Here is a 2,993-nt window from a genome sequence, read left to right as displayed (position 1 = left end):
GGACGACTCGCCCGCCCGGGCCCGCGCCGCGGCCTGCTTCGCCGACCTGCGCGCGGTGGACGCGATGGTCGGTCAGGTGCGCGCCACGCCGGCGGGAGAGGAGGCCGAGGACGATGGGGAGACCGCGCCCGCCACCGCCACCGGTGGCGCCCGCGCCTCCCTCGACGCGCAGCTCGACCTGGTCGCCCGGTGCGTCGAGGCCGGCGTGACCACGCGCGTCTTCTCCGTCTCGCTCGGCGGCTTCGACACCCACGCCGACGAGAAGCAGCTCCAGCAGGTGCTGCTCGGGCAGCTCGACGGCGCGTTGAGCCGCTTCGCCGACCGGATGGCCCGCACCGACGCCGGGCAGAAGGTGGTGGTGGCGGTCTACTCGGAGTTCGGCCGCCGGGTACGGGCCAACGCCTCCGACGGCACCGACCACGGCACCGCCTCCGACGTGCTGCTGCTCGGCGCGCCTGTCGACGGCGGCCTGTACGGCGAGCCGCCCAGCCTGACCGACCTCGACGACGGCGACCTGAAGTACACCACCGACTTCCGGGACGTCTACGCCACCGTGCTGGAGCGGGTGCTGGACACCGATCCGGGCGCGATCCTGGCCGACTGGCGGGGGCGGCTCACCGGCGTGCTCTGACCTCGCGTCCGATCACCCGACGGCGGTGGGGGAGGGGGGCGCGCTGCCGCCGCGAGGCGCCTCGGCGGTCATCAGCCGGACGATCTCCGCCCGGTCGGCCGCCGACGGCAGCCCCCACTCCGGCCGGTAGCCGTACACCTGGTCCAGCGGCGTGGAGGCGGTGCGGCCGTCGAGGATCTCGACGGCGTCGGTGCCGATCAGACCGGGGTGTTCGACGCCGCACGCCTCCGCGACCTTGACCAGGTCGCGACGCAGGGTACGGATGTAGTTGGCGGCCCGCACCGACTTGCGGGCCGGGTCCAGGCCCCGGGCCAGCCAGGCGTTCTGGGTGGCCACGCCGGTGGGGCAGGTGTCGGTGTGGCACTTCTGGGCCTGGATGCAGCCGATCGCCAGCATCGCCTCCCGGCCGACGTTGACCATGTCGGCGCCGAGCGCGAACGCCACCACCGCGTTGTCCGGCAGGCCGAGCTTGCCGGCGCCGACGAACACCACCTGCTCGTGCAGGTCGCGCTCGGCGAAGGTCCGGTAGACCCGGGAGAAGCCCTGCTGGAACGGCAACGAGACCGAGTCGCTGAAGATCAGCGGGGCGGCGCCGGTGCCACCCTCGCCGCCGTCGACGGTCACGAAGTCCACGCCCCGGCCGGTGTCCCGCATCAGCGCGGTCAGCTCCTCCCAGAAGCCCAGGTCGCCGACGGCGGACTTGATGCCGACCGGCAGCCCGGTCTCGGCGGCGAGCAGCTCCACCCAGTCCAGCAGGCTGTCGCAGTCGGAGAACTCGGCGTGCCGGGACGGGCTGACGCAGTCCCGGCCCTCCGGGACGCCCCGGGTGGCGGCGATCTCGGCGGAGACCTTCGCCGCCGGCAGCAGGCCGCCCAGACTGGGTTTCGCGCCCTGGCTGAGCTTGATCTCCAGCGCCCGCACGGGCGCGCCGGCGACCAGGTCCTTGAGCCGCTCCAGGCTGAACCGGCCGCGTTCGTCCCGGCAGCCGAAGTAGGCGGTGCCGAGCTGGAAGACCAGCTCACCGCCCTGGCGGTGGTGGGGCGACAGGCCGCCCTCGCCGGTGTTCTGCAGGCAGCCGGCCAGTGCGGCGCCCCGGTTGAGCGCCTGCACCGCGTTGGCGGAGAGCGACCCGAAGCTCATCCCGGAGATGTTGACCACCGACTCCGGCCGGAAGGCGCCCGGCCGGCCGCGCGCCGCGCCCAGCACCTTGGCGCAGGGCAGCGTCACGTCGTGCCCGGCGCCCGGGGCGGACGGTGGCACCGCCCGGCCGAACGTCCGGTGCTTGATGATCGGGTAGCCGGCGGTGTGCTCGATGTCGTTGTCGGTGCCGAACCCGAAGTAGTTGTTCTCCTGCTTCGCCGAGGCGTACACCCAGCGCCGCTGGTCGCGGGTGAAGGGCCGCTCCTCGTCGTTGCCGGCCACGACGTACTGGCGCAGCTCCGGCCCGATCGACTCGATCAGGTAGCGGGCGTGCGCGAGGACGGGGAAGTTGCGCCGCAGCGCGTGGTCGCGTTGCAGCAGGTCGCGCGCGGCGATCGCGGCCACGGCGGCGACGGCGGCGGGTACGGCTCTCCTGGCCCAGCTCATCCCGCCTCTCTTTCCGCCGGGGCCACCGGTCAAACTCCGGTGGAACCCGGGCGGCGCACGCGGTGTCATGGAGGTGACCGAGCTGGAGGTCGCCCTGGACGACGACGAGATCGTCACCCGCGTACGCGCCGGTGACCGGGAGGCGTACGACCTCCTGGTCGCCCGGCACACCGCGTCCGCGTACCGGACCGCGGTGCTGCTCGGAGCCGGCCCGGACGCCGAGGACGTGGTCCAGGAGGCGTTCGTGAAGGCGTACCGGAAACTGTCCCGGTTCCGGGGCGAGGCGTCGTTCCGGTCCTGGCTGCTGGCCATCGTGGCGAACGAGAGCCGGAACCTGCACCGGTCGCGTACCCGGCGGGACGGGCTGACGCTGCGCGCGGCGACCGCCGGCCCGACGACGGACGTCACCACCGACGACGGCCTCGGCGCGGTCCTCGCCGCCGAGCGCCGGGCCGCGCTGGTGGACGCGCTGCGCCGCCTGCCGGCGCGTGACCGCGAGGTGATCGTCTGCCGCTACCTGCTCGACCTCGGCGAGGAGGAGACCGTGACCGTGCTGGGGCTGCCCCGGGGCACGGTGAAGTCGCGGACCCACCGGGCGCTGGCGAAGCTGCGCGGCCTGCTCGACCGTGAGGTGGTGCGCCGTGGATGACCTGGAGCGGGAGCTGCGCGAGCTGGCCGCCTGGCTGGAGCCGGAGCGGTCGCCGGACGTGACCGGCCGGGTCCGCGCCCGCCTCGCCGGGCCGGCACCGCGACGGCGGTGGCGGTACGGGCTGGC

General features: G+C 74.5%; 3 protein-coding genes. 2 read left to right on the top strand and 1 reads right to left on the bottom strand.

Annotation, left to right across the window (positions count from 1 at the left end):
* Window positions 1-631 (top strand): DUF1501 domain-containing protein (locus HUW36_RS29630; RefSeq protein WP_174531117.1); only part of this gene is annotated, 631 nt, incomplete at its 5' end.
* A 12-nt stretch (window positions 632-643) separates the two neighbouring features.
* Here HUW36_RS29630 and HUW36_RS29625 read toward each other — a convergent pair.
* Entirely contained in the window at window positions 644-2,218 is a 1,575-nt protein-coding gene (locus HUW36_RS29625) for an FMN-binding glutamate synthase family protein (RefSeq protein ID WP_174531116.1), read from the bottom strand.
* A gap of 73 nt (window positions 2,219-2,291) precedes the next feature.
* Between HUW36_RS29625 and HUW36_RS29620 the strand changes: the two genes are divergently transcribed.
* Window positions 2,292-2,867 (top strand): RNA polymerase sigma factor, encoded by a 576-nt coding sequence (locus HUW36_RS29620; RefSeq protein ID WP_246248389.1) that lies wholly within the window; start codon window positions 2,292-2,294, stop codon window positions 2,865-2,867.
* Window positions 2,868-2,993 lie beyond the last annotated feature (126 nt).

It is taken from the genome of Micromonospora maritima (genome assembly GCF_902825405.1).
In the GTDB taxonomy this organism is placed as follows: domain Bacteria; phylum Actinomycetota; class Actinomycetes; order Mycobacteriales; family Micromonosporaceae; genus Micromonospora; species Micromonospora maritima.
This window is presented reverse-complemented; position numbering and strand designations above follow the sequence as displayed.

What these genes read in the sequence shown, in the direction of transcription:
- HUW36_RS29625 (WP_174531116.1), bottom strand. Translation starts at nt 2,218, where the DNA reads ATGAGCTGGGCCAGGAGAGCCGTACCCGCCGCCGTCGCCGCCGTGGCC.